The sequence below is a fragment of the Leclercia sp. LSNIH1 genome, assembly GCF_002902985.1.
In the GTDB taxonomy this organism is placed as follows: Bacteria; Pseudomonadota; Gammaproteobacteria; order Enterobacterales; family Enterobacteriaceae; genus Enterobacter.
Genome location: NZ_CP026167.1, coordinates 1,333,758 through 1,354,490, shown reverse-complemented (window position 1 = coordinate 1,354,490; position 20,733 = coordinate 1,333,758). Strand labels below are relative to the sequence as shown.

The 20,733-nt window shown below is 52.0% G+C and carries 20 protein-coding genes and 3 tRNA genes; 13 read left to right on the top strand and 10 right to left on the bottom strand.

Annotation, left to right across the window (positions count from 1 at the left end):
- Positions 1 to 93: 93 nt before the first annotated feature.
- The 4 genes from C2U54_RS06820 to orn all read right to left on the bottom strand — a co-directional run bounded on the left by C2U54_RS06820 (position 94) and on the right by orn (position 1,239).
- A tRNA-Gly gene (locus C2U54_RS06820) sits at positions 94 to 169 on the bottom strand.
- A 32-nt stretch (positions 170 to 201) separates the two neighbouring features.
- A tRNA-Gly gene (locus C2U54_RS06815) sits at positions 202 to 277 on the bottom strand.
- 151 nt (positions 278 to 428) lie between these two features.
- Positions 429 to 504: transfer RNA gene (locus C2U54_RS06810), tRNA-Gly, on the bottom strand.
- Positions 505 to 693: 189 nt separating this feature from the next.
- Entirely contained in the window at positions 694 to 1,239 is a 546-nt protein-coding gene (gene orn / locus C2U54_RS06805; RefSeq protein ID WP_039028434.1) for an oligoribonuclease, read from the bottom strand.
- A 107-nt stretch (positions 1,240 to 1,346) separates the two neighbouring features.
- Between orn and rsgA the strand changes: the two genes are divergently transcribed.
- From rsgA to mscM, 3 genes are all read left to right on the top strand, one after another.
- Complete coding sequence (gene rsgA / locus C2U54_RS06800; protein ID WP_168191995.1) at positions 1,347 to 2,399, top strand: small ribosomal subunit biogenesis GTPase RsgA; 1,053 nt, start codon at positions 1,347 to 1,349, stop codon at positions 2,397 to 2,399.
- Positions 2,400 to 2,497: 98 nt separating this feature from the next.
- Complete coding sequence (asd, locus tag C2U54_RS06795) at positions 2,498 to 3,466, top strand: archaetidylserine decarboxylase (protein ID WP_103177959.1); 969 nt, start codon at positions 2,498 to 2,500, stop codon at positions 3,464 to 3,466.
- A gap of 17 nt (positions 3,467 to 3,483) precedes the next feature.
- A complete protein-coding gene (gene mscM, locus C2U54_RS06790) occupies positions 3,484 to 6,807 on the top strand; it encodes a miniconductance mechanosensitive channel MscM (protein ID WP_103177958.1) in 3,324 nt (1,107 codons plus the stop codon).
- Positions 6,808 to 6,892: 85 nt separating this feature from the next.
- Here mscM and epmA read toward each other — a convergent pair whose 3' ends face one another.
- A complete protein-coding gene (gene epmA, locus C2U54_RS06785) occupies positions 6,893 to 7,870 on the bottom strand; it encodes an elongation factor P--(R)-beta-lysine ligase (protein ID WP_103177957.1) in 978 nt (325 codons plus the stop codon).
- 309 nt (positions 7,871 to 8,179) lie between these two features.
- Here epmA and frdA point away from each other — a divergent pair, with 309 nt between their 5' ends.
- The 5 genes from frdA (at position 8,180) to C2U54_RS06760 (ending at position 12,091) form a co-directional block, all read left to right on the top strand.
- Positions 8,180 to 9,970 carry a fumarate reductase (quinol) flavoprotein subunit gene (gene frdA / locus C2U54_RS06780; protein ID WP_103177956.1) on the top strand — a complete coding sequence of 597 codons (1,791 nt, stop codon included), beginning with the start codon at positions 8,180 to 8,182 and terminating at the stop codon, positions 9,968 to 9,970.
- Positions 9,963 to 10,697, top strand: coding sequence for a succinate dehydrogenase/fumarate reductase iron-sulfur subunit (locus C2U54_RS06775; protein ID WP_103177955.1), 735 nt, complete (start codon positions 9,963 to 9,965; stop codon positions 10,695 to 10,697). The genes frdA and C2U54_RS06775 overlap by 8 nt, the downstream gene beginning before the upstream one ends.
- A 10-nt stretch (positions 10,698 to 10,707) precedes the next feature.
- Positions 10,708 to 11,103, top strand: coding sequence for a fumarate reductase subunit FrdC (gene frdC / locus C2U54_RS06770; RefSeq protein WP_103177954.1), 396 nt, complete (start codon positions 10,708 to 10,710; stop codon positions 11,101 to 11,103).
- A gap of 10 nt (positions 11,104 to 11,113) precedes the next feature.
- Positions 11,114 to 11,473: a fumarate reductase subunit FrdD gene (frdD, locus tag C2U54_RS06765; protein WP_103177953.1), complete on the top strand. Its 360-nt coding sequence runs from the start codon at positions 11,114 to 11,116 to the stop codon at positions 11,471 to 11,473.
- Positions 11,474 to 11,560: 87 nt separating this feature from the next.
- Positions 11,561 to 12,091: a lipocalin family protein gene (locus tag C2U54_RS06760; RefSeq protein ID WP_103177952.1), complete on the top strand. Its 531-nt coding sequence runs from the start codon at positions 11,561 to 11,563 to the stop codon at positions 12,089 to 12,091.
- Here C2U54_RS06760 and sugE read toward each other — a convergent pair.
- Entirely contained in the window at positions 12,088 to 12,405 is a 318-nt protein-coding gene (sugE, locus tag C2U54_RS06755) for a quaternary ammonium compound efflux SMR transporter SugE (protein ID WP_014882209.1), read from the bottom strand. The genes C2U54_RS06760 and sugE overlap by 4 nt on opposite strands.
- A gap of 271 nt (positions 12,406 to 12,676) precedes the next feature.
- Between sugE and C2U54_RS06750 the strand changes: the two genes are divergently transcribed.
- Entirely contained in the window at positions 12,677 to 13,264 is a 588-nt protein-coding gene (locus tag C2U54_RS06750; RefSeq protein ID WP_103177951.1) for a helix-turn-helix transcriptional regulator, read from the top strand.
- A gap of 65 nt (positions 13,265 to 13,329) precedes the next feature.
- Here C2U54_RS06750 and ecnB read toward each other — a convergent pair whose 3' ends face one another.
- The 3 genes from ecnB to efp form a co-directional block, all read right to left on the bottom strand.
- Positions 13,330 to 13,476 (bottom strand): lipoprotein toxin entericidin B, encoded by a 147-nt coding sequence (gene ecnB / locus C2U54_RS06745; RefSeq protein ID WP_103177950.1) that lies wholly within the window; start codon positions 13,474 to 13,476, stop codon positions 13,330 to 13,332.
- Positions 13,477 to 13,582: 106 nt separating this feature from the next.
- A complete protein-coding gene (locus C2U54_RS06740) occupies positions 13,583 to 13,687 on the bottom strand; it encodes an entericidin A/B family lipoprotein (protein WP_371816544.1) in 105 nt (34 codons plus the stop codon).
- 93 nt (positions 13,688 to 13,780) lie between these two features.
- The gene (gene efp / locus C2U54_RS06735) at positions 13,781 to 14,347 is read right to left on the bottom strand and encodes an elongation factor P (RefSeq protein WP_103177948.1); all 567 of its coding nucleotides are present in this window, start codon (positions 14,345 to 14,347) and stop codon (positions 13,781 to 13,783) included.
- A gap of 40 nt (positions 14,348 to 14,387) precedes the next feature.
- On the opposite strand from efp, the gene epmB reads away from it, so the two are divergent.
- Positions 14,388 to 15,419, top strand: coding sequence for an EF-P beta-lysylation protein EpmB (gene epmB, locus C2U54_RS06730; RefSeq protein ID WP_103177947.1), 1,032 nt, complete (start codon positions 14,388 to 14,390; stop codon positions 15,417 to 15,419).
- A gap of 362 nt (positions 15,420 to 15,781) precedes the next feature.
- Here epmB and C2U54_RS06725 read toward each other — a convergent pair whose 3' ends face one another.
- The gene (locus C2U54_RS06725) at positions 15,782 to 16,345 is read right to left on the bottom strand and encodes a winged helix-turn-helix domain-containing protein (RefSeq protein ID WP_103177946.1); all 564 of its coding nucleotides are present in this window, start codon (positions 16,343 to 16,345) and stop codon (positions 15,782 to 15,784) included.
- Positions 16,346 to 16,830: 485 nt separating this feature from the next.
- Between C2U54_RS06725 and C2U54_RS06720 the strand changes: the two genes are divergently transcribed.
- From C2U54_RS06720 to C2U54_RS06710, 3 genes are read left to right on the top strand one after another with little or no spacing between them, the layout of a single operon-like run.
- Positions 16,831 to 17,400, top strand: a complete 570-nt coding sequence (locus C2U54_RS06720) for a fimbrial protein (RefSeq protein WP_103177945.1) — start codon at positions 16,831 to 16,833, stop codon at positions 17,398 to 17,400.
- A 56-nt stretch (positions 17,401 to 17,456) separates the two neighbouring features.
- Positions 17,457 to 18,143 (top strand): fimbrial biogenesis chaperone, encoded by a 687-nt coding sequence (locus tag C2U54_RS06715; protein WP_103177944.1) that lies wholly within the window; start codon positions 17,457 to 17,459, stop codon positions 18,141 to 18,143.
- Between the two features lie 30 nt (positions 18,144 to 18,173).
- Positions 18,174 to 20,723: a fimbria/pilus outer membrane usher protein gene (locus C2U54_RS06710; protein WP_103177943.1), complete on the top strand. Its 2,550-nt coding sequence runs from the start codon at positions 18,174 to 18,176 to the stop codon at positions 20,721 to 20,723.
- Positions 20,724 to 20,733: the final 10 nt, after the last annotated feature.

Here is a 20,733-nt window from a genome sequence, read left to right as displayed (position 1 = left end):
GGATAAGTCTGTTAAGAAGAGTTTGTCAGAAATGAAACAAGTCGTCCCCGGCGGGGCTTTCCGCGGTGGATATCTGGAGGAGGAGAAAAAATTTGGAGCGGGAAACGAGACTCGAACTCGCGACCCCGACCTTGGCAAGGTCGTGCTCTACCAACTGAGCTATTCCCGCTTGGGTGGTGTTACTTCTTTGCGAACAAATTTTGGAGCGGGAAACGAGACTCGAACTCGCGACCCCGACCTTGGCAAGGTCGTGCTCTACCAACTGAGCTATTCCCGCTTAATCTTCGTCTTTCAAGCCGCCACTGCGTTGGCTGCCTTCACTCACCTTAGTCACTTACTTTAGTAAGCTTCTAAGGATTCGTTCAGTTGCCGCCTTGTTGCAACCTGAAATCCTGCGATTGGTGGTCTTACTTCTCAGCAAACAGATTTGGAGCGGGAAACGAGACTCGAACTCGCGACCCCGACCTTGGCAAGGTCGTGCTCTACCAACTGAGCTATTCCCGCAAAATCTGTGCTGTCGTAACGATGAATTCTCTGTCGTTACGGGAGGCGCATTATACGAGAAATCCTTTCTGCTGCAACCCCCCAAAAAGCGTTTTTTTATAAATTTAGTTCAAGTGCTGCAATATTCGTCACATTGTGCAGATTTAAAGCGTTATACCCCGGCAGGCGCACGCCTGCCGGAAAGATCGCTTATAAATTAATAAAATGTTCGCGGTAGTAGGCCAGCTCCGCCACCGACTCACGGATATCATCCATGGCCTGGTGGGTGCCCTGCTTCTTAAAGCCGTCGAGAATTTCCGGCTTCCAGCGACGCGCCAGCTCTTTCAGGGTGCTGACGTCCAGGTAACGGTAGTGGAAATACGCTTCGAGCTCCGGCATGTACTTAAACAGGAAGCGGCGATCCTGGCCGATGCTGTTGCCACAAATCGGTGATTTTCCCTGCGGTACCCACTGCTTCAGAAATTCGATTGTCGCCAGCTCGGCTTCGCGGTCGCCCTGGGTGCTGGCTTTCACACGATCCACCAGCCCGCTGCCGGTGTGGGTGCGCACGTTCCAGTCATCCATCAGCGCCAGCTGTTCGTCGGACTGGTGCACGGCAATGGTCGGCCCTTCCGCCAGGATATTCAGGTTCGCGTCAGTGACCAGCGTGGCGATCTCAATAATGCGATCGCGCTCAGGATCGAGCCCGGTCATCTCCAGATCGATCCAAATCAGATTGTTTTCATCTGCACTCATGTTATTTTCCACCCTTCTCGCATAACCGGCCGTGGCAGGTTAACTACTATTAATTAGTGTGTATCATAGAGGTTTTGCCCAATATGGGCGACCAGGAGCCAGCACGATTGAGTAAAAATAAACTCTCCAAAGGGCAGCAGCGCCGCGTTAAAGCCAACCATCAGCGCCGCCTTAAAACCACTTCAGAGAAGGTCGACTACGACGACAACCTGTTTGGCGAGCCCGCGGAAGGCATCGTGATTAGCCGCTTCGGTATGCATGCTGATGTAGAGTCTGCCGACGGCGACGTTCACCGCTGCAATATTCGTCGCACCATCCGCTCGCTGGTAACCGGTGACCGCGTGGTATGGCGCCCCGGTAAAGCCGCTGCTGAAGGCGTGACGGTGAAAGGTATCGTCGAAGCCGTGCACGAGCGCTCGTCGGTATTAACCCGCCCCGACTTTTATGACGGCGTAAAACCGATTGCCGCCAATATCGATCAGATTGTCATTGTCTCGGCCATTCTGCCCGAACTGTCGCTGAACATTATCGACCGTTATCTCGTCGCGTGTGAAACCCTGCAGGTTGAGCCGCTGATCGTCCTGAATAAGATTGATCTGCTCGACGCCGAAGGCACCGCATTTGTTAACGAGCAGATGGATATCTATCGCAAGATTGGCTATCGCGTACTGATGGTCTCAAGCCGCACTCAGGATGGCCTGAAGCCGCTTGAAGAGGCGTTGACCGACCGCATCAGCATTTTTGCGGGCCAGTCCGGGGTGGGCAAATCCAGCCTGCTGAATAATCTGCTTGGCTTGCCGCAGGAGATCCTGACTAACGATGTCTCCGACACCTCGGGTCTTGGCCAGCACACGACTACCGCTTCACGCCTCTATCACTTCCCGCACGGCGGCGATGTGATCGACTCCCCTGGGGTACGTGAATTTGGTCTTTGGCATCTTGAACCGGAACAAATCTTTAACGGTTTTGTCGAATTCCACGACTACTTAGGCGCGTGCAAATATCGCGACTGTAAGCATGACAACGACCCGGGCTGCGCCATTCGTGAAGCGGTCGAAAACGGTGAAATTGCGGAAACCCGTTTTGAAAACTACCACCGCATTCTCGAAAGCATGGCTCAGGTAAAAACACGTAAAAGCTTTTCTGAATCTGATGACTGACAACTAAGCTAAGCGTCGCTAAAATCGTCCCCTTTTTTCAGGTTCCGGCTGTTTAACAGCCGGCTCAGGAACGACAAAACAATGGCCTGGAGGCTACCTTGTTAAACTCATTTAAACTTTCGCTTCAATACATTCTGCCGAAACTGTGGCTCACTCGCCTGGCGGGCTGGGGCGCAAGCAAACGAGCGGGCTGGCTGACTAAGCTGGTAATCGATCTGTTCGTGAAATATTACAAGGTCGATATGCAGGAAGCGCAGAAGCCGGATACGGCAAGCTACCGCACCTTCAACGATTTCTTCGTCCGCCCACTGCGCGATGAAGTACGCCCCCTGAACACTGACCCGAACGTGCTGGTAATGCCTGCCGACGGCGTGATCAGCCAGTTGGGTGCTATCGAAAACGACAAAATTTTGCAGGCTAAAGGCCACAACTACAGCCTGGAAGCCCTGCTGGCCGGTAACTACCTGATGGCGGATCTGTTCCGCAACGGGACCTTTGCTACCACCTACCTGTCGCCACGCGACTACCACCGCGTGCATATGCCGTGCAACGGTATCCTGCGCGAGATGATCTACGTACCGGGCGATCTCTTCTCGGTTAACCACCTCACCGCGCAAAACGTACCGAACCTCTTTGCCCGTAACGAGCGCGTTATCTGCCTGTTCGACACCGAGTTTGGCCCAATGGCGCAAATTCTGGTGGGTGCGACCATTGTCGGCAGTATCGAAACGGTCTGGGCGGGCACCATTACGCCGCCGCGTGAAGGGGTCATCAAACGCTGGACGTGGCCTGCGGGCGAAAGCGAAGGTTCCGTAGCGCTGCTTAAAGGCCAGGAGATGGGCCGCTTCAAGCTCGGCTCCACCGTTATCAACCTGTTTGCGCCGGGTAAAGTGAAGCTGGTAGAGCAGCTTGAAAGCCTGTCCGTGACCAAGCTCGGCCAGCCGCTGGCGGTATCAACAGAGCCCTTCGTCACCACGGATGCAGAGCCTGCGCCGCTGCCAGCAGAAGAGATTGCCGCCGAACACGAAGCCAGCCCACTGGTCGACGATAAAAAAGACGTAAGCTAAGCAAAAGGTAAACTGACGTGCGCCTGATTATCACTTTTCTGATGGCCTGGTGCCTCAGTATGGGGGCCTACGCAGCGACAGCTCCCGATACCAAACAAATCACGCAAGAACTGGAGCAGGCAAAGGCGGCAAAACCCGCCCAGCCAGAAACCGTAGAGGTGCTCCAGGCTGCGCTGAACGCCCTTGAGGAGCGTAAAGGCTCCCTTGAGCGTGCCACGCAGTATCAGCAGGTTATCGATAATTTCCCCAAACTTTCGCAAACCCTCCGCGCACAGCTGAGCGATATCCGTGAAGAGCCACGTCAGGTGCCCGCGGGCTTAACCTCTGACGCGCTCAACCAGGAGATCCTGCAGGTCAGCAGCCAGCTACTGGAAAAAACCCGCCAGGCGCAGCAGGAGCAGGAGCGTGCCCGGGATATCGCCGACTCGCTGAATCAGCTGCCACAGCAGCAAACCGACGCCCGCCGCCAGCTCAATGAGGTTGAACGCCGGGCCGGGGCGCAAACCGGCAATACCCCCCTTAACCAGGCACAGAATCTCGGCATGCAGGCGGAGTCCGCCAGATTAAAAGCCCTGGTGGATGAACTGGAGCTGGCGCAACTCTCGGCTAACAACCGTCAGGAGCTGGCGCGTATGCGCTCTGAGCTGGCGAAAAAGCAGGGTGAGCAGCTGGACGCTTATCTTCAGGCGCTGCGCAATCAGCTGAACAGCCAGCGCCAGCGTGAAGCTGAGCGGGCGCTGGAAAGCACCGAGATGCTGGCGGAGAACAGCGAGAACCTACCCTCCGGCATCGTGGAGCAATTCAAAGTCAACCGGGAGCTTTCGGCCGCGCTTAACCAGCAGGCGCAGCGTATGGATCTGGTGGCCTCGCAGCAACGCCAGGCAACCAGTCAGACCCTGCAGGTGCGCCAGGCGCTGAATACCCTTCGCGAACAGTCCCAGTGGCTGGGTTCGTCGAATCTGCTGGGCGAGGCGCTGCGCGCTCAGGTTGCGCGTCTGCCCGAGATGCCAAAACCGCAGCAGCTGGATACCGAAATGGCACAGCTGCGCGTACAGCGACTGCGCTTTGAGGATCAACTGAATAAGCAGCCCCAGTTGCGCCAGATCCACCAGCCGGATGGCAAGCCGTTGACCGCCGAACAAAACCGGATTCTGGAAGCCCAGCTGAGAACCCAGCGCGAGCTGCTGAACTCTCTGTTGCAGGGCGGCGATACGCTGCTGCTTGAACTGACCAAACTGAAAGTGTCGAACAGCCAGCTGGAAGATGCGTTAAAAGAGGTCAACGAGGCGACCCACCGCTATCTGTTCTGGACCTCGGACGTGCGCCCCGTCTCCTTCTCCTGGCCGATTGATATTGTTCAGGACCTGCGCCGCTTAATTTCGCTGGATACCTTCAGCCAGCTTGGCAAAGCCAGCATTATGATGCTCACCAGCAAGGAGACGATTTTCCCGCTGCTGGGGGCGCTGATCCTGGTCGGATTCAGCATTTATTCGCGTCGCCACTTCACCCGCTTCCTTGACCGCTCCAGCGCCCGTGTAGGCAAGGTGACGCAGGATCATTTCTGGCTCACGCTGCGCACGGTTTTCTGGTCGATTCTGGTTGCCTCACCGCTGCCGGTGCTGTGGATGACCCTGGGTTATGGCCTGCGCGAAGCCTGGCCTTACCCGCTGGCGGTGGCGATAGGTTTCGGGGTAACGGCTACCGTGCCGCTGCTATGGGTGGTGATGATCTGCGCCACCTTCGCGCGTCCGAATGGGCTGTTTGTCGCCCACTTTGGCTGGCCGCGTAATCGCGTGGCGCGGGCCATGCGCTACTATCTGATGAGCATTGGGCTTATCGTGCCGCTGATTATGGCGCTGATCATGTTTGATAACCTCAACGATCGGGAGTTTTCCGGCTCGCTGGGTCGCCTCTGCTTTATGCTGATTTGCGGTGCGCTGGCGGTGGTAACGCTGAGCCTGAAGAAGGCCGGGATCCCGCTCTATCTCGACAAAGAGGGTAGCGGCGATAACATGGTCAACCATATGCTGTGGAATCTGCTGCTCGGCGCCCCGCTGGCGGCGATCCTCGCGGCGGCCGTCGGCTATCTGGCCACCGCTCAGGCGCTGCTGGCGCGTCTTGAGACGTCGGTAGCGATCTGGTTCCTGCTGCTGGTGGTCTACCACGTGATCCGCCGCTGGATGCTGATCCAGCGCCGTCGCCTGGCCTTCGACCGGGCGAAAAACCGCCGGGCCGAAATCCTCGCCCAGCGTGCGCGCGGTGAAGAGGAGCCACCTCACATGCTCAGTACCGAGGGGGCAGTAGAGGTAGATGAAACCGAGCTGGATCTGGATGCCATCAGTACCCAGTCACTGCGGCTGGTACGATCCATCCTGATGCTGATCGCCCTGCTCTCCGTTATCTTCCTGTGGTCGGAAATTCATTCGGCGTTTGGCTTCCTGGAGAACATCACCCTCTGGGATGTAACCTCGACGGTACAGGGCGTGGAGAGTCTGGAGCCGATTACGCTCGGCGCAGTCCTGATTGCCATTCTGGTCTTCATCATCACCACCCAGCTGATCCGGAACTTCCCGGCGCTGCTGGAGCTGGCCCTGTTGCAGCATCTGGATTTGACCCCAGGAACCGGATACGCCATCACCACCATCACCAAATACCTGCTGATGCTCTTTGGCGGGCTGGTGGGCTTCTCGATGATCGGCATTGAGTGGTCGAAGTTGCAGTGGCTGGTGGCTGCGCTCGGGGTGGGGCTCGGGTTTGGTTTGCAGGAGATCTTCGCCAACTTTATCTCCGGCCTGATCATCCTGTTTGAAAAGCCGATTCGTATTGGCGATACCGTGACGATCCGCGATTTGACCGGGAGCATCACCAAAATCAACACCCGCGCTACCACCATCAGCGACTGGGACCGCAAAGAGATCATCGTGCCAAACAAGGCGTTTATCACCGAGCAGTTTATTAACTGGTCGCTGTCTGACTCCGTCACGCGTGTGGTCCTGACCGTGCCGGCACCGTCGGATGCCAACAGCGAAGAGGTAACGCAGATCCTCTACACGGCGGCCGAGCGCTGCTCGCTGGTGATCAGCACCCCGGAGCCGGAAGTGTTCCTGGTGGATTTACAGCAGGGGATCCAGATTTTCGAACTGCGTATTTACGCGGCGGAGATGGGCCATCGTATGCCGCTGCGTCATGAGATCCACCAGCTGATTCTGGCGGGCTTCCGTGAACACGGCATCGATATGCCGTTCCCACCGTTCCAGATGCGCCTGGAAACGCTGGATGGACGTAAGACGGGAAGAACGTTGACGTCGGCGGCGAAGCAGCGCCCGGCGGGGAGTTTGTAGTGCAAATGCCGGGTGGCGCTACGCTTACCCGGCCTACAAAATCCGTAGGCCCGTGCAAGCGCAGCGCCGCCGGGCAAACAACATCTCAGGCGCGATCTACCGTAAACGCAATCACATCACCCAGTTGCTCGGCGCCCAGCGCCAGCATCACCAGACGATCGACACCCAGCGCCACACCGGAGCAGTCCGGCAGGCCCGCTTTTAACGCACCCAGTAAGTTGTGGTCGATAGGCTGTTGCGGCAGGCCGCGTGCGGCACGCTTGCGGTTATCCTGTTCGAAACGCTGTTGCTGCTCCCGGGCATCGGTCAGCTCATGGAAACCATTCGCCAGTTCAATACCTTTAAAGTAAACCTCGAAGCGCTCCGCCACGCGGTGATCTTCCGTGCTGATTTGCGCCAGTGACGCCTGGCTTGCCGGGAAGTGATAGACGAAGGTCGGACGATCTTTGCCAATCTGCGGCTCAACACCAAAGGTAAAGAGCATCTGCAGCAGCGTGTCGCGATCTTCTTCGGTATCGGCAATATTGCTGAGATCCAGTTTCGCTGCCGCTTCACGCAGTTGCGTTTTGTCAGCCGAGAGCGGATCAATCTCCAGATGACGCTGGAAAGCCTGCTGATAAGAGAGCGTTTCGGCTTCCGGGCACTCCAGCACCTGTTGCAGTAGGTCGTCCACCTCGTTCATCAGGCGGTACATGTCATAGTGCGGACGGTACCACTCCAGCATGGTGAATTCCGGATTGTGATGACGCCCCATCTCTTCGTTGCGGAAACTGCGGCACAGTTGGTACACCGGGCCACACCCGGCTGCCAGCAGGCGTTTCATATGGTATTCCGGGCTGGTCATCAGATAGAGATTCATCCCCTGAGAGTGACCAGGGCCAACAAAACGGGTTTCAAACGGCACCAGATGAATATCCGTGACCGTCGCCTGACTCATGCAGGGCGTTTCCACCTCCAGCACTCCGCGGTCGGCAAAGAAGCGGCGGATCTCCGCCATAATTGCAGCGCGTTTTAACAGATTGGGGATGGATGCGCTCGGCTGCCAGGTGGCCGTTTCGCTCATGAGAATTTCTCCGATTTCAGACAAGGGGACGAAGTCTACTCGCAACCCAGGGCGGAGACAAATTTTGCCCAATGAATTTTAGGGTTTTCATAACCTCCAATAATTACGTGACGCAATTCATCAATTGCAGTGATAAATGAAGGGAAATAACCGCAAAAAAATCGAACACGTCAAATTTCCCTTCTTTCCCTGCGGCTATACTGCGTTACCCATAAAGGAGCAGTGGAATCGCCTTCGCATTTGCCCTCCTGGGCCCTGCACTACCCAAGGGTAGTCGTGATGCGAATATCAAAAATCTGGAGGAATGTCGTGCATACCTTTCAAGCCGATCTTGCCATTATAGGCGCTGGCGGAGCAGGATTACGCGCAGCGATAGCTGCAGCCCAGGCTAATCCGAACGCTAAAATCGCCCTGATTTCAAAAGTATATCCTATGCGCAGCCATACGGTTGCCGCCGAGGGGGGATCCGCCGCCGTCGCGCAGGATCATGACAGCTTTGATTATCACTTCCACGACACGGTGGCCGGCGGCGACTGGCTATGCGAGCAGGATGTCGTTGATTATTTCGTTCATCATTGTCCGACGGAAATGACCCAGCTTGAGCAGTGGGGTTGTCCGTGGAGCCGCCGGGATGACGGCAGCGTCAACGTGCGTCGCTTCGGCGGTATGAAAATTGAGCGTACCTGGTTTGCCGCCGATAAGACCGGCTTCCACATGCTCCACACCCTGTTCCAGACGTCACTCCAGTACCCCCAGATCCAGCGCTTCGACGAACATTTCGTCCTCGATATTCTGGTCGATGACGGCCAGGCTCGCGGCCTGGTGGCGATGAACATGATGGAAGGTACGCTGGTCCAGATCCGCGCCAATGCCGTGGTGATGGCGACCGGCGGGGCCGGGCGTGTCTACCGCTATAACACCAACGGTGGCATCGTGACCGGCGACGGGATGGGCATGGCGTTGCAGCACGGCGTTCCGCTGCGCGACATGGAGTTTGTACAGTATCACCCGACCGGCCTGCCGGGTTCCGGGATCCTGATGACCGAGGGCTGCCGCGGTGAAGGCGGTATTCTGGTCAATAAAAACGGCTATCGCTATCTGCAGGATTATGGCATGGGCCCGGAAACCCCGCTTGGCGAGCCGAAGAACAAATATATGGAGCTTGGCCCGCGCGATAAAGTCTCTCAGGCCTTCTGGCATGAGTGGCGCAAAGGCAACACCATCTCTACCCCGCGCGGGGATGTGGTCTACCTCGATCTGCGCCACCTGGGTGAGAAAAAACTGCTGGAACGTCTGCCGTTCATCTGCGAACTGTCCAAAGCCTATGTCGGCGTCGACCCGGTTAAAGATCCGATTCCTGTGCGTCCCACCGCACACTACACCATGGGCGGTATTGAAACCGATCAGCAGTGTGAAACCCGCATTCAGGGCCTGTTTGCAGTGGGCGAATGCTCCTCCGTTGGCCTGCACGGGGCTAACCGCCTGGGTTCAAACTCGCTGGCGGAACTGGTGGTGTTTGGCCGTCTGGCCGGGGAGCAGGCCGTTGCGCGCGCCGCTGCTGCTGGTGAGGCGAACGGCGCCGCGCTTGATGCGCAGGCAGCCGATGTCGAGCAGCGCCTGAAAAATCTGGTGAATCAGGAAGGCAGCGAAAACTGGGCGAAGATTCGCGATGAGATGGGACTCTCTATGGAAGAGGGCTGCGGAATTTACCGTACGCCGGAGCTGATGCAGAAAACCATCGATAAGCTGGCTGAGTTGCAGGAGCGCTTCAAACGCGTGCGGGTGACGGATACCTCCAGCGTCTTCAACACCGATCTGCTCTACACCATTGAGCTGGGCCACGGGCTGAATGTGGCCGAATGTATGGCGCACTCCGCCATGGCGCGTAAAGAGTCGCGCGGCGCGCATCAGCGTCTGGACGAAGGCTGCACCGAGCGTGACGACGTGAACTTCCTCAAGCACACCCTCGCTTATCGCGATGCGGACGGCACGACCCGTCTGGACTACAGCGACGTGAAAATCACCACGCTGCCACCGGCGAAACGCGTTTACGGGGCAGAAGCGGAAGCAGCCGATAAGAAGGAGACGGCGAATGGCTGAGATGCAAACCCTGAAAGTCGAAGTGGTGCGCTATAACCCGGAAGTGGATAGCGCCCCGCACAGTGCTTTCTATGAAGTGCCTTACGATGAACAGACCTCCCTGCTGGATGCGCTGGGCTACATCAAAGACAATCTGGCGCCGGACCTGAGCTATCGCTGGTCCTGCCGTATGGCCATTTGCGGCTCCTGCGGCATGATGGTCAACAAGGTGCCGAAGCTGGCCTGTAAAACCTTCCTGCGTGAATACCCGAAGGGCATGAAAGTCGAAGCTCTGGGGAACTTCCCGATTGAGCGCGATCTGGTGGTCGACATGACCCACTTTATCGAAAGCCTGGAAGCCATTAAGCCGTACATCATTGGTAACCCGCGCACGCCAGACCAAGGGCCGAACAAACAGACCCCGGCGCAGATGGCCAAATACCACCAGTTCTCCGGCTGTATCAACTGCGGTCTGTGTTATGCCGCCTGCCCGCAGTTTGGCCTGAATCCGGAGTTTATCGGGCCAGCAGCCATTACCCTGGCGCACCGCTACAACGAAGACAGCCGCGATCACGGCAAGAAGGAACGTATGACGCAGCTGAACGGCCAGAACGGCGTATGGACCTGTACCTTTGTCGGCTACTGCTCGGAAGTCTGTCCGAAGCATGTCGATCCGGCCGCCGCGATCCAACAGGGTAAGGTGGAAAGTTCGAAAGACTTTCTTATTGCCACCCTGAAACCACGCTAAGGAGTGCATGATGACGACTAAACGCAAAGCCTATGTACGGCCGATGCCGTCCACCTGGTGGAAAAATCTGCCGTTTTATCGCTTCTATATGCTGCGTGAAGGCACGGCAGTACCGGCGGTGTGGTTCAGTATTGAGTTGATGTACGGCCTGTTTGCCCTTAAACACGGTCCGGAAAGCTGGGCCGGTTTCGTCGGATTCCTGCAGAATCCGATTGTGGTGATCCTCAATATCATCGTACTGGCGGCGGCGCTGTTGCATACCAAAACCTGGTTTGAACTGGCGCCAAAAGCAGCAAATATTATCGTGAAAAACGAAAAACTTGGGCCAGAGCCAGTCATTAAAGGACTCTGGGTGGTGACTGCGGTAGTAACCGTGGTGATTCTTGGCGTAGCCCTGTTCTGGTAAGGAGAGCACCGTGATTAATCCAAATCCAAAACGCTCCGATGAACCCCTCTTCTGGGGGCTTTTTGGCGCAGGCGGCATGTGGTGCGCCATTATCGCGCCGGTCATTATTCTGCTGGTAGGCATTATGCTGCCGCTGGGGCTCTATCCTGGCGATGCGCTGAGCTACGAGCGGGTGCTGGCCTTTGCCCACAGCTTTATTGGTCGGGTATTCATCTTCCTGATGATTGTTCTGCCGCTGTGGTGCGGTTTGCACCGTATCCATCACGCCATGCATGACCTGAAGATCCACGTGCCTAACGGTAAATGGGTGTTCTACGGTCTGGCGGCTATTCTGAGCGTCGTCACGCTGGTTGCCGTCGTCTTTATGTGATCTCTCCCCCGCTCTCCCGCCTGCCGGTGGGAGAGCAAAATTCCTGACAGGTTCTACACTTAACAAAAATCCTGTAAGGATATTCCTATGCGCATCCTGCCTGTCATCGCCGCAGTTACCGTTGCGTTTCTGGTTGTTGCCTGTAGCTCCCCTACCCCACCCCGGGGCGTGACGGTCGTTCGTCCTTTTGAAGTCCAGCGATTCCTTGGTACCTGGTATGAAATTGCCCGCTTTGACCACCGTTTTGAACGTGGACTGGAAAAAGTGACGGCGAATTACAGCCTGATGCAAGACGGGGGAATTCAGGTGATCAACCGGGGCTACAATCCTGCACGCGGCATGTGGCAGAAGGTGACGGGCAAGGCGTACTTTACCGGCGCGTCTGATACCGCAGCGCTGAAAGTCTCCTTCATAGGCCCCTTTTATGGCGGCTATAACGTGATTGCGCTGGATAAAGATTACCGGCATGCGCTAGTGTGCGGGCCAGATCGTGACTACCTGTGGATCCTCTCCCGCACACCGACGATTTCAGATGAGGTGAAACAAGCGTTACTGAATTCCGCAACGCGTCAGGGATTTGATGTCAGTAAGTTTATCTGGGTTGAGCAGACCCATTAATGGGTGCTGAGCTTCAGCCCGATAATACCGGCAACAATCAATGCGAGACTGGCGATACGCGCCAGGCTCGCAGACTCGCCCAGCAGTAAAATCCCGGTAATGGCCGCCCCTACCGCACCGATCCCCGTCCATACGGCATAAGCCGTTCCCACAGGCAGCGAACGCATGGCCCAGGAGAGCAACACGATACTCACAATCATGGCGGAGACGGTAATTACGCTGGGGGTGAGACGCGTAAAGCCGTGGGTATATTTCAGACCGATGGCCCATACGACTTCGAGTAAACCGGCAATAAAAAGGATGATCCAGGACATATTAGGCTCCTTAACTTAAATAACAGTCTGGGGCCGTCCCCGATGAAAGAAACGCTTACAGGTCGTCCTGTAAGGGATAGGAATTTCCTATTGTGAAGAGCTTGAATTCTTTTTTCAACTCGTTTGTTTTATTCAATAGTTGAGACATTAAAGCCAGGAAATAGACGCAATTCGCAGCGAAATTCAGTCATTTATTACTCATCCGACTTCTTTATGATGGGGCACTTCCTGATAGCAGGAAGCGACCATACTTTGCCGATTGCGATATAAAATGTTCAAAATTCTCTTGATTGACCGGTGTCATTACACCCGTAAGGGCCTGGAAATGTGGATCAATCATTCAGGGCTGTTTCCTTCACCCGTGTTGGTGACGGGCCTTAACAATCTCTATCTTGCCAGAGAGCATATCCTGCAGTGGAAACCGGCGCTGGTTATCGCCGATTTTCAAGGCTTTACGTCAGACATTCAGCATATCCAACAGCTCTCTTCGGTGATGAACGCCAGTGAAACGATACCTTTCATTTCGCTTCATTCCGATGAACACCCTGAAATGTCAGCCTTTTTGGATACCTTTCCTTTGTGGGCATCGTTGCCTAAAACGGCCCCGCTGGACGTACTGGCACAGACGATTAATAAGGCGTTGGCCGCCCAAGAAGTCAGTGAGCCTGGGCCCGTTGCGACGCCATTATTGACGCGCCAGGAGGAGAAGGTGTTAATGCTATGGATGGAGGGTGCCAGCAACCACATCATTGCCAGCAAACTGAGGATTCATGGAAAAACGGTTTATACCTACAAGCGCAATATTCGCATGAAATTGCACATGGATACACGGTACTCGCCGTTTCTGTCACTGCCCTGAGCGGTAAACTGAGGGTACGGCGATTCGATATTCAGCACCGTACCGCCCAAAATTACGCCTGCGCTTTAGTTCTGTGCTTTAGTTGCTGCGCCAGAAATCGCGCTGCCGCCAGAGGAGATATCCTCACCGACACCGCGAGTGGTGTTACAGGCGGTTAAAACTGATGAAAGCACCAGGACAGAAAAGATCGCTACACATGTTTTCTTAAGCATAATGTCTTCCTTTTTTAGGCAAAGTTATTGTGTACAGCAACATAAGCATAGCCAGGATCCCGACGAGTGACGGAAAAGGAAGAATTTTTAGGAAAAGTAGAAAGTATCAGGAGGCGGCGTGCGAAATAGCGTTACCCAGGCTTTTGATATCTTCCCCAACACCACGGGCGGTGTTGCAGCCGGAAAGCAGAGCGCTGGCAATCATTGTCATCAGGATAATTTTGAGTGTACGCGACATCTTCCATGACCCTTCTTTAGAATGGTAAGGCGCAGCAGAGTGCTGCGCCCAACATCCCGAAATGAATTACTTCACGCGAGAAACGTATTCACCAGAGCGAGTGTCAACTTTGATCACTTCGCCAGTCTGGACGAACAGTGGAACTTTAACCACAGCACCGGTAGAGAGTTTAGCTGGCTTGCCGCCAGTACCTGCGGTGTCACCCTTCAGACCTGGATCGGTTTCAACGATTTCCAGCTCAACGAAGTTTGGTGGGGTCACAGCGATAGGCTGGCCGTTCCACAGCGTCACGATGCACTCAGCCTGATCCAGCAGCCATTTAGCGCTGTCACCGACGGCTTTCTCATCAGCAGAGAGCTGTTCGAAAGTAGAGTTATTCATGAAGTGATAGAATTCACCGTCGTTGTACAGGTAGGTGAGGGTCATATCGACAACGTCTGCGCCTTCGGCAGAGTCGGTAGACTTGAAGGTTTTCTCGATACGGGTACCGGTCAGCAGGCGGCGCAGCTTAACGCGTGCGAATGCCTGACCTTTACCTGGTTTAACGAATTCGCTGGCTTCAACCGCGTACGGTTCGCCATCCATCATGATTTTAAGACCGGCACGAAAATCGTTGCTATAGTAAGTCGCCATAAGGCCCTCTGAAATTGTTAACTGGTAGCTAAGCCACAAAATGGCGCATATTGTAACCCTAAACACCCCATCCAGAGAAGATTGGTTATTGCAACTTGCCGATGTAATCACCAGTCCTGATGAACTACTCCGTCTTTTGAATGTAGACGCTGACGAAAAACTCCTTGCCGGGCGTGACGCAAAACGTCTGTTTGCGCTGCGTGTTCCCCGCGCTTTTGTTGCGCGAATGGAAAAAGGCAACCCTGACGATCCGCTTTTAAAACAGGTGCTGACCGCGCAGGATGAGTTTATCGCCGCCCCCGGCTTCAGCACCGATCCCCTTGAAGAGCAGAACAGCGTGGTGCCCGGTTTACTGCACAAGTACCGTAATCGCGCACTGTTACTGGTTAAGGGCGGCTGCGCGGTAAATTGCCGGTACTGTTTCCGTCGCCACTTCCCCTATGCCGATAACCAGGGGAACAAGCGTAACTGGCAGACGGCGCTTGATTACATCGCCGCTCATCCGGAGCTGGATGAGATCATCTTTTCTGGCGGTGACCCACTGATGGCGAAAGATCATGAGCTGGAGTGGTTAATTACGCAGCTGGAAGCGATCCCGCACATCAAGCGGCTACGCATTCACAGCCGTTTACCCATTGTGATCCCGGCACGTATTACCGATGAGCTGACTCACCGGCTGGCGCGTTCTTCGCTGCAAATCTTGCTGGTCAACCATATCAACCATGCCAACGAGATTGACGATACGTTTCGGGCTGCAATGGCAAAACTGCGACGTGCTGGCGTGACATTACTCAATCAAAGCGTTCTCCTGCGTGGTGTGAATAACAGTGCGGCAACGCTGGCCGACCTGAGTAATGCCCTGTTTGATGCCGGGGTAATGCCCTATTACATCCATGTACTGGATAAGGTGCAGGGTGCGGCGCACTTTATGGTCGATGATGAAGAAGCGCGCGCCATAATGCGTGAATTGTTAACCCTGGTGTCCGGTTATATGGTGCCTAAGCTGGCGCGTGAGATTGGGGGGGAGCCCAGTAAGACGCCGCTGGATTTGGGCCTGAAGCAGCGTTCCTGAGCCTTCTTTCGGCCGTAACAAATACCGGTAGCCCCCTATCTCCTTTCAGAAGTATGGGGGCTGGCTGAATATTATTAAAAAGGACCCATCATATGAAACAGTGGGCAATATCCGTTGATGCTATCTTCACTTCAGCAAAAAAGTTTATGAAAGGTTCGGAATTGGGGTTTGCACTAATAGGCAATAGTAAGAAAGTGCACTCCCACAACCTGCAGCCTCAAACGTAACACCATCCGACGCACGCTCCACCCCGTTAAAAAGCGGGATCTCATGCTTTGGGTTTTTAAAACAGTCACATTAACACTTGGGATAAATAATAAAAAAGATCCTCACAAGCTTCTATAAAATCATTCCCCCTTCATTTAAATGAAAAATATTATTATATTAGCTACTGTCATAAACCCCATTAATACAAGTGTTAAAAATGACAGTTTTACTGAAAGCTTTGATATATTATATGAATAACCCTCCATTTTTTTCTTTGGTAATCCCGTTTGTATTGCTAGCAACTGACTTTTATTTACATCCTGAATAATTCTCTTATGAAGAATTTGATCCCCAGAACTTGCCTTCTCGTCTGGAGGAAGCATTTTGATTACCGTTCCTTCAGAAATAACAAAACCACGTCTTCTTACCGTTATAATTATTTCGTTATTGAGCCCGGCTCTGATTAAAGATTTCCTGAGGAGTGAAATGTTTTGGTAAAACGTATTTTCTGAAACCACCACTCCTCTCGCATTCCAAACCTCATCCAAAAATTTCTCACGCGAAATCACTTTTCCGGAACTATCAAGTAATAGCTGCAAACATCGCGCTGTAGGCGCATTTAAGGTCACCGTAACACCATTATCCGTTAATGACTGAAGTTCACTCTTATTCACATTAAATATAACTTTATCATTTATCATGTAAGAATTGAATAACATAAAGAATCTCCCTACCCTTTATTTATGCAAAATAACAATACATCACCAAAAACCATAAACATGAACCATGATAGATGCATAACTCTTTGAAAAAAGATACTTTAAACACCAGGTGCATGTGCTTTGGCTTATATGAATGAAGATTATCACATCCAGATAAAAATGATAATTCTGATTTCACATTAACCATCTCCTTCTTCACCTTGGCTAAACACAATATGAATCACCATTGCGAAAGTAAAATGATGAAACATTCACATGCTTTTTTTGGAGAGAACATTTTTAATTTATGTAGCTTCCACCGGGCAACAGTATACGTGTTTCGAACACGATTTGTGCTTTATGGAATGGCAAGCAAGTAACTATAGTGTCAACCACGTTAGTATTAATAAAAATTGTTATTAGTATTAGTTATTATCTTAATAACGATAACCGTAAGGCTGGCAACTATTTAGGACCCTAGTACTTTTAAATGGATTAAACAAATGAAAAAAACAATCGTAGCTGTAATGGTTGCTGCTTCTGCAGTTGTAAGCGCACAGGCTCTGGCAATTAACAATGCAGAAGTGACTGTTCTTGGTGAAGTTTCTGACTCCTCTACTTCTTGCGTCGTGACTCCGACTGGTACCCTGAACAACGGTATTGTTCGTCTGGCTACTGTCACCACAAGTGAAGCAAATGGACAGGCAGCAAATACTCTGTTTAAAGCACAGAAGTTCGGTTTTGAAGTTAAAGACTGTGCTCTGGGCAGCTCGAATGCTTCCAACGTAAATGGCCTGACCGTTGCCGTAACCGGTACTACCAGTTCAAGCGCTGACATCCTGGACAATATTGCAGAAAACGGCGCTGCTGGTATCGGCATTGGTATTCAGAAGGTTAGCGATGGTTCCCGCGTATCCTTCGATGGTAATGTTATGAATGAATCTTACACGGCTGGTAAAGTGACCTATTTGAACTATACCACCGGTTATGTAAAAGTTAACTCAACAACTTCTGTCACTGAAGGTCCGGTTAAAGGTGTAGCAACCTTTACTATCGATTACACCACCAAGTAATATCCTTTTAGAGCTTGGGCGTATGCGCTCAGGCTCTCTCTGTTTGAGAAATCCGTATGCTCAGAACTATTCTATTTATCGTTAACCTGGCGTGCACATTATTAGTAAGTAATCTCGCTCATGCTGGCATTGTAATTGAGTCAACTCGCTATCTTTACAAAGAAGGTTCGCGTGAAATCACCGCACAAATTGAAAACAAAGATGACATGCCTTATTTAATTAAATCATGGGTTGAGACTCCGGCAGGGAAATCACCTTCATTTCTAGCCACTCCTCCGTTGTTTCGTCTGGAAGCTAAACAGCAAAATACGGTACGTCTTTTTGCTACAACTAAAGTTGATGCACCAGATGACCGCGAATCTTTATTCTTTTTCAACGTGATGGCGATTCCCCCTTCTGATAATACCTATGCTAATAATAACACCATTCAGCTTGCAGTTCGTCATCGTATGCGCCTCATTTATCGGCCGAAATCAATAAATAGTTTATCGCCGAACACTGAAGCAAAAAAACTGGAATGGCGTAAGTCCGGTAAAACCATAACGCTTAAGAATCCTACTCCATTTTTTTACTACTTTAATATGGTTAAGCTTGGAAATACAGATATAAACCTTGATGTGAGAACAATATCGCCATTCTCGACTAAGAAAATTGATATTAAAGACATCAATGCATCCAGTATTAGCTGGAAGATAGTAAATGATTATGGCGGAGCAGGATCTTTATACTCTTCACCTTTGTGATAGATGTTAGCAATAAAAAGGGATGTGTCTATGAAAAATAAAAATAAAGGGCTATTAAAGTTATCAACTCTGTGTTTGGCAATGCTTTGTGCGTTGTACCACGAATTAAACAATAAGGCATATGCACGCGATTTCTTTGATCCCGCATTTATTAACTCTGCAAATAATGGCAGTCCCTTAGATATTCCAGATTTATCAGTTTTTCAGAACAGACATGCCCAGGCACCAGGGGAGTACCGTGTAGATATCATCTTTAATGGTCGTTACCTTGAGACAAAAAGCATTAATTTTGTTATTGACAGCAATGCCAACGCTAATGACGACCAACTTAAACTTGCCCCTTGTTTAAGCCTGGAGATGTTATCCAGGTATGGCGTCAAAGTGAGTTCATTTCCCGCTTTACAGGAAAATAAGCAAGGGTGCGCCAACCTTAATGTAATTCCTGATACTGAAACCGTATTCGACTTTGCAACACAGCGGCTTAATATTTCGATCCCCCAGGCTGCGATGTCTACAACCGCTCAGGGATATATACCTCCAGAGCAATTTGATGACGGCATCAATGCGCTGCTGGTGAATTATCAGTTCAGCGGTTCAGAGGATCTTGAGTCCAAGGATGAATATTATAGCCTGAACCTACAGTCCGGGCTGAATGTAGGGGCATGGCGTATCCGCAATCTCAGTACCTGGAATAAAACCCGTAGTGATGAGGGAGCCTGGGATTCTGCCTATCTTTATATGCAACGCAGTATCCGTTCACTTAACAGTAATCTGGTAATCGGGGAAAGCTCTTCACTGTCTAACATTTTTGATAGCGTTCCCTTTACAGGCCTGCAATTAGCGACAGATACCAGCATGCTACCAGAAAGTATGCGTGGTTATGCGCCGATCGTACGCGGTATCGCAAAAACCAATGCCCGTGTGGTGATTAAACAGAACGGCTACCAGGTGTATCAGACTTACGTCGCACCTGGAGCTTTCGAGATTACCGACATGTACCCCAGCGGTGGTAGCGGCGATCTCTATGTCACTGTCGAAGAATCCGATGGTACAACACAAAACTTTGTCGTGCCATTTGCGACGCTCCCGCTGATGCTTCGTGAAAAACAAGTTGAGTATGAAATTACCTCAGGTAAATACCGTCCCTACGATAACAGTGTTGATGAAACACCGTTTACCCAAGCCACGGCCAGCTATGGGGCGACCAGTAGTACAACAGTTTATGGGGGAACCCAGTTCTCTTCACATTACCAGTCCATTTCAGCAGGCCTTGGTTATAATCTTGGCGATCTCGGTGCCATCTCTGTGGATGTTATCCAGGCATGGTCAAAAAAACGCGACCAGGAAAAAACATCCGGGCAATCTTGGCGGGTACGCTACGGTAAAAACATTATTGAAACAGGGACTAACATTACCATTGCGGGTTATCGTTACTCTACAAAAGGTTTCAATACATTAACTGATGTGCTGGATACCTATTCTAATGACGGTAGCTACTCAGCTGGCCGCGCACTGCGCAACAGAACAAATTTGACAGTAAACCAAAACTTAGGAAAAGGCCTGGGAAGTTTATCAATCAGCGGACTTATTGAAGATTATTGGGATAATAAGCGCACCAACAAATCGATAAGCATCGGCTATAACGGTGGCTGGAACAGCATTACTTATTATCTCGGTTACAGTTATAACCGCTATACCTGGAATGGCAACAGTTCAGGCAAAGATGCTCAGGACGACCAGCGGGTAAATCTGACAGTAACTGTTCCTCTGAGTAACTGGCTGCCTGGCACCTATACCAGCTATCAGTTAACCAACAGTAATCCCGGCTCAACTGATCAATCTGTCGCTATCGGTGGTATCGGGCTCGAAAATGATAGCCTGGAGTGGAGTATTCAGCAGGGGTACAGCAACCGAGAGGATTACTATAGCGGCGATATGCGCGCAACCTATAACGGCTCACGAGGTAGTATTAACGCGGGTTATAGCTATAATCGTAATAGTCAGCGTATTGATTATGGTGCCAGCGGAAGCGTTATTGCCCATGCTGATGGCCTCACTTTTGGTCAGAATATAACCGACGCTGCAGTTCTGGTAAAAGCACCTGGGTTAAATGATGTAAAACTGACTAACGATGCCACCATTTCTACAGATTATCGCGGCTATGCAATTGTTCCATATGTAACGCCTTACCGCCGGACTGATATTACGCTGGATAGCTCAACGTTGGCTGATAATATGGAATTACCGGAAACAACTCAAACGGTGGTACCCACCCGCGGAGCTATAGTGCGCACAAATTATTCAGGAAAAATTGGGCAGCGTGCTTTTATCCATCTTAAAACAAATGATGGTAAAAACGTTCCTTTTGGTGCCATTGCATTGTTGTTAAATGATATTAGCAAGCAAACTAACATAGTGGGTGATGCTGGCATGGTTTACTTTTCTGGCCTTAAGCAAACCGGTATTCTCGATGTCAAGTGGGGAGAAAGCACCGCTCAGCAATGCCGTGCATCATTTGATTTATCGGCAAGGGAAGAGGGTGTCAGTGGAGTTAATCAAATTGATGCCATATGCCGCTAATGACTTTCAA